The 13,685-nt window shown below is 45.0% G+C and carries 11 protein-coding genes; 4 read left to right on the forward strand and 7 right to left on the reverse strand.

The genetic code is table 11. The features are described 5' to 3' along the window. Positions 1-554: 554 nt before the first annotated feature. A complete protein-coding gene (locus ACJ751_RS17910; RefSeq protein WP_407746892.1) occupies positions 555-1,136 on the reverse strand; it encodes a nitroreductase in 582 nt (193 codons plus the stop codon). Positions 1,137-1,172: 36 nt separating this feature from the next. On the opposite strand from ACJ751_RS17910, the gene ACJ751_RS17915 reads away from it, so the two are divergent. Beyond that, positions 1,173-2,441: a TIGR02281 family clan AA aspartic protease gene (locus ACJ751_RS17915; RefSeq protein ID WP_407746893.1), complete on the forward strand. Its 1,269-nt coding sequence runs from the start codon at positions 1,173-1,175 to the stop codon at positions 2,439-2,441. Positions 2,442-2,448: 7 nt separating this feature from the next. On the opposite strand, the gene ACJ751_RS17920 is transcribed toward ACJ751_RS17915, so the two are convergent. Beyond that, positions 2,449-4,977: an outer membrane beta-barrel protein gene (locus ACJ751_RS17920; RefSeq protein WP_407746894.1), complete on the reverse strand. Its 2,529-nt coding sequence runs from the start codon at positions 4,975-4,977 to the stop codon at positions 2,449-2,451. Between the two features lie 133 nt (positions 4,978-5,110). Beyond that, a complete protein-coding gene (locus ACJ751_RS17925; RefSeq protein ID WP_407746895.1) occupies positions 5,111-6,940 on the reverse strand; it encodes an ABC transporter ATP-binding protein in 1,830 nt (609 codons plus the stop codon). Positions 6,941-7,350: 410 nt separating this feature from the next. On the opposite strand from ACJ751_RS17925, the gene ACJ751_RS17930 reads away from it, so the two are divergent. Continuing rightward, on the forward strand, positions 7,351-7,554 hold the full coding sequence (locus ACJ751_RS17930; RefSeq protein ID WP_407746896.1) for a hypothetical protein: 204 nt from the start codon (positions 7,351-7,353) through the stop codon (positions 7,552-7,554). Between the two features lie 58 nt (positions 7,555-7,612). Here the strand turns inward: ACJ751_RS17930 and glk are convergent, their stop codons facing one another. Both glk and ACJ751_RS17940 read right to left on the reverse strand, forming a co-directional pair. Further along, on the reverse strand, positions 7,613-8,653 hold the full coding sequence (gene glk, locus ACJ751_RS17935) for a glucokinase (protein WP_407746897.1): 1,041 nt from the start codon (positions 8,651-8,653) through the stop codon (positions 7,613-7,615). Between the two features lie 971 nt (positions 8,654-9,624). Further along, positions 9,625-10,518 (reverse strand): S-adenosyl-l-methionine hydroxide adenosyltransferase family protein, encoded by an 894-nt coding sequence (locus tag ACJ751_RS17940; RefSeq protein ID WP_407746898.1) that lies wholly within the window; start codon positions 10,516-10,518, stop codon positions 9,625-9,627. Positions 10,519-10,534: 16 nt separating this feature from the next. Here ACJ751_RS17940 and ACJ751_RS17945 point away from each other — a divergent pair, with 16 nt between their 5' ends. Beyond that, the gene (locus ACJ751_RS17945; protein ID WP_407746899.1) at positions 10,535-11,065 is read left to right on the forward strand and encodes a hypothetical protein; all 531 of its coding nucleotides are present in this window, start codon (positions 10,535-10,537) and stop codon (positions 11,063-11,065) included. Between the two features lie 106 nt (positions 11,066-11,171). Here the strand turns inward: ACJ751_RS17945 and ACJ751_RS17950 are convergent, their stop codons facing one another. Both ACJ751_RS17950 and ACJ751_RS17955 read right to left on the reverse strand, forming a co-directional pair. Next, entirely contained in the window at positions 11,172-11,888 is a 717-nt protein-coding gene (locus tag ACJ751_RS17950; RefSeq protein ID WP_407746900.1) for a YqjF family protein, read from the reverse strand. A 28-nt stretch (positions 11,889-11,916) separates the two neighbouring features. Further along, entirely contained in the window at positions 11,917-12,294 is a 378-nt protein-coding gene (locus ACJ751_RS17955) for a VOC family protein (RefSeq protein WP_407746901.1), read from the reverse strand. A 76-nt stretch (positions 12,295-12,370) separates the two neighbouring features. Between ACJ751_RS17955 and ACJ751_RS17960 the strand changes: the two genes are divergently transcribed. Beyond that, positions 12,371-13,663: a hypothetical protein gene (locus tag ACJ751_RS17960; protein WP_407746902.1), complete on the forward strand. Its 1,293-nt coding sequence runs from the start codon at positions 12,371-12,373 to the stop codon at positions 13,661-13,663. Positions 13,664-13,685 lie beyond the last annotated feature (22 nt).

A 13,685-nucleotide genomic window follows, 5' to 3' on the forward strand; every position in this document is an offset into this window, starting at 1 on the left:
GGAAGAATTCCTGCAGGAATAAATTCTTTCAGGTATTCGGTCGGACGCCGCGGGGCCAGCTCAAAAAACCGGTAACTGGCAACTAAATGAGCCGCGAACCGGTAAACCGGCAACCAAAGAATTTACTAACTCAAGAACTTACAAACCCATAAATCTGAAACCTGAACCCAGTAACCTGAAACTTTTGAACTGAAATGCATGATCCAGATCATGTTAACCGGGCCCGGTTCAATTTTATACCCTATTAGGGAAACTACTTATAATAAACTACATACTTTATGCGTTTAATAACCGGTCTGCATCCTATTAAAAAATGATTTGTATGCTTGGTTTAATCTCCCTGATTTTAATCCTGTTTATTCCTGTCATTTTTATCTGGCTGGGTTATCGCAGCAGCAAAAACTTCAAGGATTTCAATTAAGCGCCTTTCACCCAAAAATTTGAGCCAAAACCCTGCCTAAAACCAGATTCAGCACACTCCTGCCAATAAATTTTCTTCCCAATTTGCACATTATCCGTTATCGCATAATCCCATCAATCCCATTATCCCAGTCCTAATTTATCCACGTAACTTTTTCCTGCACCGGTTTTCGTTTACCCGCAACAGATGGAACTTTTACATAACCCAGGTAAAAGAAACCCATCAGCACATCATCGTGCCCCAAACCAAATAATGATTTTGCTTCTTCAATAAAAGTAATGCCGCCGGTGCTCCAGTAACCGCCAATATTCCCGTACGCAGAAATAGTAAGATAAATATTCTGTACGGCGCAGGCTACCGCCGCAATTTCTTCCATTTCGGGCAGCTGGTCTGTATGGCGTTTGCAGCCTATGGCAATCACGTGCGAGCATTGTTGGGGCGTTACCTGCATTTGCTCGTATTTATTTTGTTTGAATTTTGGGCCGGCATATTTTTTATAGATCTCAGCCTGTTGTTCGGCCAGTTTTTGTAAACCATTACCGGTAAAAACGGTAAACCGCCAGGGTTCGGTAAACTTGTGGTTGGGCGCCCAGTTGGCGTTTTCAAGGGCTTGCCAAATGATCTCATCCGGAATAACTTTTCCCGCTTCAAATTGTTGTGTAAACACACTCCTGCGTGTTTGTATCAATTCATTGATTAATTCATTTTTTTTCATAACGGAACAAAGATAAGGTAGCTTAATTTTGAGACCATGCGGATATTATTATTCTTTATTTGCTTTTTTACGGGATTTGTATTGCAGGCTGCCGATCGCAACCCGCTGGACAGCCTGTTGGTGCACCGGCATTTTTTTGAACTGCAACGCCAATTGCAAAGTGATGCATACAGGGACCTGCCAGCTTATAAAAGATTGTATTACCAGGCTTTTTTACATAACTTTTTTCACGATCTAACCACTTCCAACAATGAAATAGCCCAGTTGCTGGCAGTTCACAAAGATCAGCTTACGAGCATCCAGATCGGCTATTTGCTGATGAAGAAGATCGATAATCATGTAAAGCTGTTCCAGTACCGCGACGCCCATCTTGCCACCCAGCTTTTATTGCACAAATACCGGAGTGCGCTGTCGCCCGAAGAACGGGAAGATGTTCGCAATTCTGATCTTATCTGGAAAGGATTACAGGATGTGCCGGCACAAATCACGGTTATCTCTAGTGATAATCAGATCGGCTACCGGCGCGATCTGGCTGGTTTAATCACCGTTCCGGTAAGTTTTGTCGACAGTTCTTATTATTTTGTATTCGATACCGGCGCCAATATTTCCGTAATAACGGAATCCTATGCCCGTAAAGCCAACCTGCGTAAATTGAATGTGCGGTTTAAAGTAAGGGCCATTACCGGTTTGCAGGTTAATGCCAGCCTGGGCATTGCCGATGAATTACGGTTGGGCAATATTGTAGTGCAGCATGCAGTATTCATGATCTTTCCCGACAGTTCGCTTTCCTTTGCACGCGGCCAGTATAAGATCAAAGGCATTCTGGGCTTCCCCATTATTGAACAATTACAGGAAATACACATCGATAAAAATAACCTTACCGTGCCGCAGGTAGCCGTTGACCGTAACATCCGCAATTTTGGCGTTGATGAATTGTTGCCGGTGATCTCGGTTGGTTACAATACCGATACTCTGGCTTTTACATTCGATACCGGCGCCCAGTTCACTTTTTTAAATGAACCATTTTACCACGATTATAAAACACTGGTCGATACGGCCGGTTATTCATTTGAAATGCAGATCGGCGGCGCTGGTGGTATTGCCAAATCAAAAGCTTATCGCCTGTCACAAATTCCCATCACTGTTGCCGGACAAACTGCCCTGTTGAAAGATGTGGCCGTGAAAACAAGCAGCCCTAGCCCAAAAGACAAATTATATTACGGCAATTTTGGCCAGGACATTATGAACCAGTTCAAAGAGATGGTGATTAACTTTCGTTATATGTACGTGGATTTTGTGAAATAGAAATAAACTAATCTCTTTCCTCGTTTTCTTCATGATTGCCATTCTTCTTAAATAACTGGAAGTCCGCCTTGCCAAATTTATAAGTCAACGTGGCGCGGAAGCTGCGAACATCCCAGCGGCGGTAGCTATCCTGGTAAAAATTCTCGGTATCGCTGATGCTTCCCCGTTTTCTTGAGTTGAATACATCATTTATATTGAAGGTGAAGGTGGCTTTATTTTTCAGGAATTCTTTGCGCAACCCAAGGTCAATGCCATACATTTCCTTGCGTTTACCCTGGGGAATCACTTCTGGTGATTCATAACCACCGGTTACCTGAAAACTCCATTTATTCCAGAGCGCTGCTTTTGACACCACCCGGTAATTGATGATCAGTTTGGCTTCCCAGTTAAACCCTTCATTGCTCAGGTTAACATTGTTCACATTCGATTTCACCTTTTTGTATTGCAGGTCTACGGTTGGCGTAATATCAAGTTGTTGCCCTGCTTTTTGTTGCAGGGTCAGTTCTGAACCCCAGCGGTTCTGGTATTGGGCATTGATGAATGTATTTAAAATAGCGCTTGGGCCAACGCTCGCATTGTTCAATTGCTGGTATTGGGCGGCGGTGATGGTATCGCTGTAGCGGGTGATGTCGCCCGTAGTGTTGCGGAAGTAAATAACACCCAGGAAATTTCCCGAATGATAGGTTTTATTGTAATTGAATTCAAATGAATTGGTGAATTCGGGACGCAGCGCCGGATTACCCTGGCGAATGTTCAACGGATCGCTGATATCAACAAACGGGTTCATTTGCCAGAAGTCGGGCCGGCTGATACGGCGGCTGTAATTCAATTGTAACTCCTCGTCGTCCCCTACCTTTTTGCTCAGGAATAAGCTGGGGAACAGGGCGTCGAACAAATTACTGATCTTGTTGGGATATTGGTAACCAAATTTCTTTGCACTGTCAACCAGTTCGCCATCGAACTTTGAATGTTCGGCCCGCAAACCGGCTTGGTAACCGATGCCCAGCACTTTGCCGGTATACGTTATATAAAACGCGTTCACCATTTGGCGATACTTATAATTATTGCTGAGCGGTAACTTGGTCTCACTGCCGTTATTTACCGAAAAGGAGTTAAAAACACTGGTGTTGTCATTTATAAATGTCCGGATGCCTGTTTCCAATTTGCTGTCTTCCCCATGCGGATCAACATAATCAACCTGCATGGTAACCTGGTTATTGAGGCCTGTTCCATTGTTGTGGATGCGGCTGTCGGGCGAATATTGTGAACCGTTTGGATCAGCATACGTATTCAGAATATTGGTATTGTCTACGTTATTGCCATGGTTAAAGCTCACATCGGCGCTGAATGATTTACCGGCTTCAACAAAATTATGTTTGAAGATGAGCTGGGTGCTGCTGCGTTCATTGGTTGATTTGCCATCTGAAGTGCGAAACCCAAAATGAGTCGGTTGCTGGTTTACATCGAGGTATTCCTGGTTTTGATCTTCCAGATTGGTAAACCTGCCCCCGCCAAAGCTTTGTGTTAAGGTGAATGTGTTTCTGTTATCCATGAAATAATCCATGCCAAACCGAACATTGTAAAACTGCCGTTTACGATTGGTAAGGGCAAACTGGTTGAAATAATCTTCAATAACACCATTGTTTTTATCCTGGCGATAGGTTGCTGATTTTGGCCGGCCGCCTGAATGATTGAAGTTTCCGTTCAGAAAAAAATTGAATTTCCCCTCGCGTAAATTAAGCCCCAAATTACCAGTGTAAATATCCGGCGAACCGCCGCCCGCCGAAACAATTCCATTCAGACCCAGTTTTTTATTTTTCTTGAGCACCACGTTAATGATCCCGCCGGTGCTGGCTGCATCAAATTTGGCCGAGGGATTAGTGACGAGTTCAACCCGCTCGATATTGTCGGCAGGTATCTGGTCTAGAGTAAGTATAGTAGGGCGGCCATCTACATAAATCTGGGGCGTGTTGTTGCGCAGTAACACATTCCCGTCCACATCTACCGTAACGGATGGAATATTGCGCATGACGTCGATACCGGTACCCCCTGCTGATGACAGGTTCTTTTCAACATCGAACGTTTTGCGGTCGATGCCCATTTGCAGCGCAGGTTTCTGGGCAACTACTGTTACGGATCCCAGGTATTGCGATTCGGCGGTTAATTTGATATTGCCAAGGTCTTTTTCGGCGGTTGCATTGCCTTTGGCCAATTTATCGAAAGTGATGATCAATTCCTGTTTAGCATATCCTATAGCAGTGGCCACCAGTTTGAATGTATCGGTGGTGCGGAGGTTGCTGATGTCGAAGTCCCCATTGGGTTTGGTGAGCATACCCCCTGCCAGGATGTCGCTGTTCTTTTGAAAAAGTTGAACAGAAGCGGCGTCAATGCCTTTGTTATTTTTCAAATCTACAATGCGGCCGAACAATTTGCCGCCGCCTGCTGCGGCCGGTTTGTTCCTGGGCGAATTGTCGGTTTGGGCACATACGGATATTGCGATAAGCGTTGCTAAAAACAGTGCTAATACAGATTTCATTACGCAGTTTATAATTGTTTTTTGTACACCGGAATCCCTGGATCCTATTACCGGGACGGGCATTAGACGACAAAAAATATAAACTGGTGGGCAGCGCGGGAAAATATTAATGCGGATTTAATAATGCAAATAGCTATTCGGAAGTAAACTCCAGCTGCAATTTGGTCAAGCTCTTATACAACCCGTCTTCCTGCATCAGTAATTGCTGGTGGGTGCCGCTTTCCACTACATGACCGCCGTCGAGCACAATGATCTTATCGGCATTGCGAATGGTCGATAGCCGGTGCGCAATCACAAAGGAAGTGCGGTTCTTCATAAGATTTTCCAAGGCCTCCTGCACTACCGATTCCGATGCGGAGTCCAATGAACTGGTTGCTTCATCCAGCACCAGGATAACCGGGTCTTTCAAAATGGCCCGTGCAATGGCAATCCGCTGCCGTTGTCCACCCGACAATTTAATACCCCGCTCCCCTACTACAGTTTCATATCCTTCGGGAAAGCTGGTGATGAAATCATGCGCGTTTGCTTTATGGGCAGCGGCTTCAATTTCGGCCTGGGTAGCGCCAGGTTTACCGTAAGTGATATTTTCTTTAATGGTTCCCCCAAACAACATTACATCCTGTGGCACCAATGCCATTTGTTTTCGAAGTTCAGTAAGTGGTATGGTGTCGGCCGGTTTGCCATCAAACAACAATTGTCCTTCATCGGGTTGATAAAAACGCAACAACAAGGCGGCAATGGTTGATTTCCCTGCTCCACTTGGACCCACAATGGCAATTTGTTCACCGGGCGCGGCGGTAATGCTTACATCTTTTAAGATATGCACTTCCTTGCGGCTGGGATAGCTGAAGGCAACATGATCAAATGTAACAGCGCCCTGTAATTTATTTTTCTCCTGCACCGGTTCATCAACAACAACTACCGGTTCGGTTTCATCGCGCAAAATTTCCCGAACACGTTGGGTAGCCCCCAGTGTTTTTTGCAACTGGCTGTACAGATCGGCAAAGCCCGCCATACTTCCTCCCACAAAAGCAGTGTATACCACAAATGCAGTCAGGTCGCCAAAGGTGATGGCGCCATGTTGCACCAGGGTAGTTCCATACCATACTATCAAAATGATAGTGCCGAAAATGCTCATCAATATAAATGACACAAACAAGCCCCTGAAACGGCCATTGTTGATGGCCATTTTAACGGCGTCCTGTAAACTGCGGGTATACCTGCCTATTTCATACCATTCATTCGTAAACGATTTTACATTGCTGATGCCTTGCAGGGTTTCCTGCACAATAATATTGGAATCGGCCAGCTGGTCCTGCGTATTACGCGATAGTTTGCGGATCCTTTTCCCGAATAGCACACCCACCACCACAATAACCGGTAATACCGATAACATGAGCCCTGCCAATGCAGGGGACAACACAAATATTAATACCATGCCGATGATCAGCGTAAGCAACCCACGCAAAATTTCTGCCAGCATGCCCGTAACGGCATCCTGTATCTGTGACAGGTCAGCGCTGATGCGGCTCGATAACTCCCCCACCCTTCGTTGGGCAAAGAAATTCATGGGCATCATGATCATTTTACGGTAGACCTCCTTTCGCATATCCGCCAGCGCATGCTCGCCTACATACGTAAATATATATACCCGCATAAATGAAAAGATCATCTGCAGGCTTAAAATACCCAACATCCACAGGGCAATGGTGCCGGGTGAAACGGCATTTTTACCCAGGCTCAGCGATTGCGCGCTATCTATCAACTTCTTTAAGAAATAAGGAAATGCCATGGTGGTGCCGCTGGAAAGGGCAATAAAAAGCAGGCCGGTTACAAACGTCCAGCGATATGGTTTAAGATAGCTGAAAATTAATACTGCTTCTTTCAGATTTTCCCTGTTCAATTTTGCTTTAGGCATATCCGGTTTACGAACACCGTTATCCTGTCTTTTTCCACGAGCCATATAAAGCGGTTAACATTTTTGATGTTTATAAATCAATGTTGATCGGGCAGGCTTGATTACCTGTTTTTTATTGTGATTAATACCTTTTTTGGTTATTGGGTTGCCTTTTCCAAGGGTGTTAAGGTATTTTCAAGTGGTAGACGAATGAGCGGGATTAATATTGTATGCTAAAATATATCTCACCGATTATCAATAAATAATACGGATTGATTAAAGTATTTCTGAAAAATTATTAATAAATAACAGGCAGATTTTTATAGGGTCTGTATTTTTTTGGCATGATTCTTATTACTTAATGGATAACCTAGCGATTTTAAAACTACAAGCTGATTGCTTAACCTGATTTAGTAGCCTGCACCGCCCCCATATAGTTGTCAATTACATTTTTAATATACTAAAAACTCAAAGTTATGAAAAGAAGCTTTTTAGCGGCAGGCATTGGTCTTTGCATTTTCGCCTTTACAATGGTAGTATCAAATCACCCAGTGAGAGCAGAACAATATAATGGCAATTATATTGAGCAGGATACTACTCCTAAGAAAAAGAAAGATACAACCAAGAAGAGAGATACAATGAACATCAATCTATCTCCTACCTCAACATCACAGCAGTAAAGTAAACTAATAAGCGAACAGTCTCGTATATGCGGGGCTGTTCGCTTATCTTTTATAGTTACATTAAGTAGGCTCCATACCAGGCGGCGCCGATCAGACCGGCTTTGTCATTCTTAATGATCCTTATTGGTACATTCTCCAGCAAATGTTGCATACGGTCGCAGTCCATGAAATGTTCCATGAACTGTTTTTGCAGCAACAGGGGCGCAATTTTTGGTGGTATACCGCCACCCAGGAACAAACCGCCGGTAGCTTTCATTTTCAACACCAGGTTCGATGATTCGCGTGCGAGATAGCGTACGAATAATTCCATCGTCTGCACACAGATCGCCGATCTTTGTTCTATCGCGGCTCCGCTTATGACGGCAGAATCAGGTGATTCTTTTGCCAGTTCTTCTTTTAACCACTCAGGCTCTTCCATCTTTTTTACATCACGTAAAAAACGATAGATATCTACAATGGCCGGACCGGCCACTACTTTTTCCCAGCTTACAACGCCGTATTCTTTTTGCAGGTATTTTAGTAAAGCAATGTCATCATCGGTGCGCGGCGAAAAATCAGCATGCCCGCCTTCAGTAGGAAAGGGAAAATGATTTTTTCCGTTCCAGAACAAACCGGCCTGGCCCAATCCCGTTCCGGGTGCATTGATGGCCATATTACCGGTGCTGTTTTCATTGCCGGGGTGCAGGATAATGAAATCATCTTCCGTTAACCCTGCCAGTCCGTAGGCCATCGATTCCAGGTCGTTCAACAGGAATACCGCTTCCACGCCCATCGATTTTTTTACTTCCTGTATATCTATATCCCAGCTCAGGTTGGTCAGGTTTACTTTTCCATTCAGCACGGGACCGGCCACACCCAGGCAGATCCTGTCGGGCAACGGGCATTTCTTTTCTGATAAGAACTGTTGCATAATGGCAACGCACGATGCATATTCTGCAGAAGGGTACCTGCCGGTTTCCACTATCTTCAACCCGGCATCGGTAGCCTGGTAAAATGCCAGGTTGGTTTTAGTTCCTCCGATATCGCCAGCCAATACGGTAACCCCTTTTTCGCCTAAGTCCGAACGCTTTGGAATATGCAAATTTTTTATTGTCATAGTACAGGTACTGTTTTTAACGTAGTTAATTCCTTCCCTTTGCAATAATAGGCTGTAAAACTAATGAACTTACCAACTAAGTTAGAAGAATATAATCTGACCGTTGTCTGAACTGGGATTCATGGGATTCATCAGATGGATGGGATATGGATACTACCTATCGGAAGTGCCTTGGGATTGCCTTGGGATTGTAGGGGAGTTGCCTGGGAGCTGCCTTGGGGTTGCCTAATAGTTGCCTAAGTGCCTTATGTACTAGGGTGTCCAGGCAATAACCAGGCAATTCCCAGGCAATACTTAGGCCATTAGACTACCATTACCCTGCCATTCCAAGACCATAACGCTACGATCTTCGCCAGCAATCCCTATTGACTATATAACTCATTGATTCGTTCAACATCGGCACATCTACGGCTGTGGTACGGCTGTGGTACGGTTGATCCTGCCTGCATCTACGGCTGTGGTACGGCTGTGGTACGGTTGATCCTGCCTGTATCTACGGCTATGGTACAGTTGTGATACGGCTAATCCTGCCTGGATCTTAGGCCGTGGTATGGCTGATCTTACTTATTGCTGTATCTGGGGCTTACTGTATATTATCAGCGCAATACTACCGCTCACAGCTCTACAGGTGTAATTGTTTGATGGATAATTAAATTAATAATCAAGTAATTGTGATGATTTATTCCAATTAAACAAAAGGTTTGTTTCTTCGATCTTATCTCTTTTCTCAACCATGAAAGTAAAAAGGCTGGATTTCCCGGCCTTGTGTTTTCATATTTGAGCAGACTTTCAATAGGTTGCCTTCACTTTAAATATCAATAAAGCTATTAAGTATTTGAAATTCAGTAAATAAATATTATTTACTGTGATTGCTATCCCTCTAATATGAATTTTATTTTTCCTCTTTTTCTACTCGTCTGGTTATCCACTATTTAGGAGGAATTGTGTAAAAATTAATTTGGTTTTTTCCTTCAGACTACAATATTCCACTCGGCTCCGCTGTTTATATGGAAAGAATCGGCCATGTTACCCATGTTTATGGCCAGCGAAAAGTTCATCAGGCTGTTCAGATAAGCCAGCGTTTTGCCCTGCGGCACGTCTCCGAACGTGTGTACAAATTCAACATCCTCGTCAAAGACCAGGATGCCATTTCTATTGATATTTACCTCCACTTTTTCTTTAGGTTCCACGTGTAACACTTTGAAAATCGAATCGTTAATATTAGTCCAGATGTTGCCATATTGAACATCAAGAATGGGTATGTTACCCAGTATTGAATCCCCCTGAACCACAGCTTTTTGGTAAGGAATGGTCACCACTGCAGGTGATAATTCCCGGCCTACCTGTTCAAAACTGATCACCCCGGCCGCCAACCTGGCCCCGGTGTATGCATACACGTCCCGGCCATGAAAAGTGTACGATGCCTGTGAGTTTTTCCTTCTATTTAATTCTTCGTTGATCTCGCGTATAGATTCAATTCCAAGTGATTGAGCTATTAATGTAAGGGTGCCATTATCGGGCGTTACGAAATAGTGCCCCGTTTTTGTTTTCAGTACCACCGATTTTCGGCTGGTGCCCACTCCCGGATCCACCACCGAAACAAAAACTGTCCCGGCCGGCCAGAAAGGCGCGGTTTGCTGCAACCGGTAAGCGCCTTCCCAAATATTGTAAGCCGGGATCTCATGGGTCAGGTCGTACAGTTTCAGATCCGGGTCAACGCCCGTGGCTACGCCCTTCATGGCGCTCACGGCTCCATCCTTTAATCCAAAATCAGTTTGAAATACAACAATGCCGCCGCTTTTTTTGGGAGTGCAGGCGGTTCCTATACAAATTATAAGCGCGATAAATAGCTGGGTCTTTTTCATTTGATAATTTTAAAAAATGGCTATTTTTCAAATTTATATGGATTTATTAAAAACAATAGAAAAGGAGCATTCCAAAACGCAATGTGAGAAAATAGTAAAATATGTGGGGGGCGATAAAGACCGGTTTGCGGAGCTGATGCAATTGTTTTTAAAAGGTGAGTACCGGGTAACGCAACGGGCCGCCTGGCCCCTGAGCATTTGTGTGGAGCACCACCCGGAACTGATAGCGCCCTGGTTTAAACAGATCCTGCCCCTGTTGAAAAAGCCGGGTGTGCATATTGCCGTGGTCAGAAACGTGGTACGGCTGCTTCAATATGTAAGTATTCCCAAAAGCTTTCACGGACAGGTAATGAACGATTGTTTCGAATTTATTGCCGATAACAATACCGCCCCGGCCATCAAAGCATTCTCGCTGGCCATTCTGGAGAACCTGTCGGCTCATTACCCTGATATTAAACCTGAGCTAAAACTAATCATTGAAGAACGCTGGCCGTATGAAACGGCGGCTTTTCACTCAAGAGCGAAGAAGATCCTAAAGAAGTTGTAGGTTCAATGTTTTCAGGCCTCCCCGCTCTCCTGGAATGCTGAATTCTATACCTTTTTTTTCCTGGTCAACTGGTTAACTGGTCAACTGATCAACCTGTCTCTGCCTTTCAAACCACCCGCTTACTATACACATTAATCTCCGACCCTTCGGCCAGGAAAACAGAAACCGGTGCCTGGTCTTTCAGCACCGAAAACGAAGGCCCATACAGGTTGCCAAAATCGCAATTAATGGAGTAGTCATGAACGGGAAAAACATTCCAGCTGGGATGAGATACCTGGTATTCGCCGGTGAGGTGTTGGTTCATCCTGGAGTAGCCCCAGAAATGTTCGGTAATAAATTCTTCCTCACTGCCAGCCTGCAGGGGAAATTTTGTCAACCCGGTTTTTACTTCAATGCCGTTCCAGCGGTTATTGAATTTCCAGTGGTAGCCCACATGCTGTTCGTTGTCGGCCATATGCACAAAATGCTTCATGGGCAGTGTAATATAGCGCTCTTTAAACAGCGAATTGGCAATAAAGGTAATGGCCCGTTTGGGAACGATCTCTTTTATAAACACCACGCCGCGTTTGTATTGGTCATTTTCTTTGTAGCGAACATAAAAACGCAGGTTCACTTCGGGAAAGCTGGTATGAAAGGGTATGCTGATGCGCAGTACCCGGGTATCATGAAAAAGAAATCCAACCAGGCTTACATAGGTGCGGTCATTAAAAGTGTCCAGACTGGTTTTGGCAGGTAAGAATGGTTGCAGCATGCCGGGATCAACCACATAATTGGCCATAATAAGCCGAAGCCATTGCGCACTGAGGAACTTTCTTTGTTTCATAGTAGTGCGTAAAGGTACTGTATATTGACTACTTCGGATTTTGATACAGACCGATCACATTTCCGGCGGGGTCGCTAAAACGGGCGGTTATCTCAGGCGCATCTTCGCCAACCGGTTGTACAATAGTGCCGCCATTAGTAATCACTTTGGCTATTGTTTCTTCAATATCGTCTACCATAACATACACCAGCAAACCGGGAGTGGTAGCAGGCGTGCGGCCTTTTACCCAGGCGCCGCTCACTTCACCTACCCCATCATCAAACGCAGTGGCGCCATCGCCGCGTTTGCGAATCTTCCAGCCAAATACTGCTTTGTAAAAATCAGCAGAACGTTCTATGTCCTCAGCAGCCATTTCAATATAGCAGATCTTTCCATTTCCATAAGTGGGTTGTTTGTCCATCGTCATAGTTAAATGGTTTTATCCGTGTGTTATTTTACTGTAATTTACCCAATAAATTGCGGATACGCTTAAAGTCTGTTATATGAAAAATAATCATACCTGTAAATTGGCTGTACTGCTTTTCTTCCTGACCGCAATGGCTGCACGGGCCCAGAATTTTCCTTCCAACATCGACGAATCGAAGGTGCAACCTTATACACTGCCTGATGTGCTTCAGCTACCCAACGGCAAAACCGTTACCAGCAGTAAGGAGTGGCAACAGGTACAACGGCCCTATATTTATCATTTATATGAGGAATACCAGTTCGGGCGGTATCCAACAAAAAAAATAAACAGTCGCTTCAAGGTACTTGAAACAGACAGCAAGGCACTGGATGGAACAGCTACCCGGAAACAGGTACGTATTTATTTGCATCCTGCCGATACATCGGTGTACATGGATGTATTGCTGTACATTCCCAATGGCATGAAATCACCGGCCCCCGTTTTTGTAGGGTATAATTTCAGCGGCAATCATACCATCACCACGGAAAAAAATGTATTGCTTAGCAACCGGTGGATGAATTTCAAAGGGAAAGGCGTAGTGAACAACCGGGCCACAGAAGCCTCGCGTGGCACGGATACGGCCGGCTGGTCATTAAATACCATACTGGAAAAAGGTTTTGCCGTGGCTACGGCTTATTATGGAGATCTTGAACCCGATACCGCAACGGGCTACACAACTGGCATTCGCACCACGTTAAAAGAGGTGCTGAACATTCAACCCAATGAATGGAGCGCCATGGGCGCATGGGCCTGGGGGTTAAGCCGGATCGTTGATTACCTGCAAAAAGACAGCCATATCGACGCCGGTAAAATTGCCCTGATCGGACATTCCCGCCTGGGCAAAGCCGCTTTATGGGCCGGCGCCAGCGACCCGCGTTTCGCGCTGATCGTTTCCAATGAATCGGGTGAAGGCGGGGCCGCCTTGTCAAGAAGATGGTATGGTGAAACCGTGCAGATCATCACGGCCCATTTTCCGCACTGGTTTGCCGCAAAATATAAAACCTATGGCGACAATGTGAATGCCTTGCCGGTTGATGCACATATGTTATTGTCGTTAATGGCGCCGCGGCCTTTATATGTGGCCAGTGCGGTTGAAGATACCTGGAGCGATCCGAAGGGAGAATTCTTAAGCGCCAAAGAAGCCAGCAAAGTATATGCTTTGTTTGGGAAGAAAGGGATCGGGACCGATAGCCTGCCGCCCCTGCACCAACCGGTTGGCGGCACCATTCGCTATCACATCAGGGCCGGTAAGCATGCCGTAACCTTATATGACTGGGAGCAGTATCTGCAATTTGCTACGGAACAGTTTGGGGGAAAGGTGAAGAGTTGACCAGTTGACCAGTTAACCAGGA

The sequence above is a fragment of the Niastella sp. genome (genome assembly GCF_045805085.1).
Classification (GTDB): Bacteria; Bacteroidota; Bacteroidia; order Chitinophagales; family Chitinophagaceae; genus Niastella.